The 1,564-nt window shown below is 68.2% G+C and carries 1 protein-coding gene; it reads left to right on the top strand.

Features of this window, described 5'->3' with window-relative positions:
• Positions 1–133: 133 nt before the first annotated feature.
• Positions 134–1,530, top strand: a protein-coding gene (locus tag AB0O58_RS26685) for an IS3 family transposase (protein WP_227022481.1) whose coding sequence is annotated in 2 segments (ribosomal slippage) — positions 134–458 and positions 458–1,530 — 1,398 coding nt in all. Because the reading frame shifts where the segments join, the coding sequence is not laid out codon by codon here.
• The last annotated feature ends 34 nt before the right edge of the window (positions 1,531–1,564 follow it).

The following is a 1,564-nucleotide window of genomic DNA, read 5'->3' as shown; positions in this document are numbered from 1 at the left end:
CCCTGCGTGTCAGGGTGAGTTGAGGCCAGGGGTTCACAGCAAGTCCGCCTGACGCAGGGCGAGATCAAGGATCGATTCATCCATGTCCAGTGCAGTTCTTTCGAGCGCGCCCGCAGTCGTTGACGATGGGGGCATGAGTTCTCCTCGGGCCGGTGGCCCGTCGCGGCGCCGGTCGTTCACCCCGGCCCAGAAGGTCGCCCACCTTGAGCGGTACGAGGCGGCGTGTGAGACCGGGCAGGGCGGTGCATACCTGCGCCGCGAGGGCCTGTATTCCTCGCTGATCTCGGAGTGGCGCCGGCTGCGCGACGCGGGTCTGCTGGAGGGCAAGGAGCCCGGAGCGAAGGTCGGGCGACCGTCCGCGGAGCAGGCCGAGCTGGCCCGGCTGCGTCGAGAGCTCGCCGAGTCCGAGCGGAAGCTGGCCACCACCCAGATGGCGTTGGAGATCATGGGAAAAGCGCACGCGCTCTTGGAGCAGATCTCCGAGAGCGCGGAGCCCGCGCCCAAGCGCAAGAAGCGCTGATGGTCACCTACCGTGAGCTCGTCGCCGCGAAGGTCACCACCCGGACGGCGGCGTCGTTGACCGGTGTCTCGCGGGCGACCGCGACCCGCCACACCAGCCCGGCTCCCGCCGCCGATCCTGCGCCCCGCCCGGCCCCGGCGAACAAGCTCAGCTTGGCCGAACGGACCCGGGTGCTGGAGGTCTTGGACTCGACCGAGTTCGTCGACCAGCCGCCGCTGCAGGTCTACGCCACGCTCCTGGAGCGCGGGACCTACCTGTGTTCGGTGTCCACGATGTACCGGATCCTGGCCGATGCCGGGCAGGTCAAGGAACGACGCCGGCTGGCCCGACACCCCGCCCGGGCGGTGCCCGAACTGGTCGCCACCGGACCTGGACAGGTGTATTCCTGGGACATCACGAAGCTGGCCGGGCCATGCCGCGGGGTCTACTACGACGCCTACGTGATGATCGACATCTACTCCCGCTACATCGTCGGCGCCCACGTCCACGCCCGCGAAGAAGGAGTGCTCGCCGAGGAGATGATGGCCGAGGTATTCGGCGTCCACGGCATCCCTCAGGTCGTGCACGCCGATCGGGGCACCTCGATGACCTCCAAGACCGTGGCCACGCTGCTCGCCGATCTCGGCGTCACCAGGTCCCACTCCCGGCCCCGGGTGTCGAACGACAACCCCTACTCCGAGTCGTTGTTCAAGACGTTGAAGTATCTGCCGGCGTTCCCCGAACGGTTCGGATCGCTGGCCGACGCGCGTGGGTTCATGGACAGGTTCACCACCGCCTACAACCACGAACACCACCATTCGGGGATCGGGCTCCACACGCCGGCAGACGTCCACTACGGACACGCCAAGACCGTCGCCGTCCAACGATCCGCGGCGCTCGCCGCGGCTCGAGCAGCGACCCCCGAGCGGTTCGGCAGCGACACCGACCCCAAGATCCTCGACCTGCCCAAGGACGCCTGGATCAACCAACCCGCCACACCAGCCGACCCGGCCGATCAGGCCGCCGCCTGACACCCACTGGCCTCATTCACCTTGACAAATTCCG

Origin of the sequence: Rhodococcus sp. NPDC080181 (assembly GCF_040702225.1) — a bacterium.
Taxonomy (GTDB): Bacteria; Actinomycetota; Actinomycetes; order Mycobacteriales; family Mycobacteriaceae; genus Rhodococcoides; species Rhodococcoides fascians.
The sequence above is the reverse complement of the archived record's forward strand: the minus strand, read 5'-3'. Positions and strand labels throughout refer to the sequence as shown.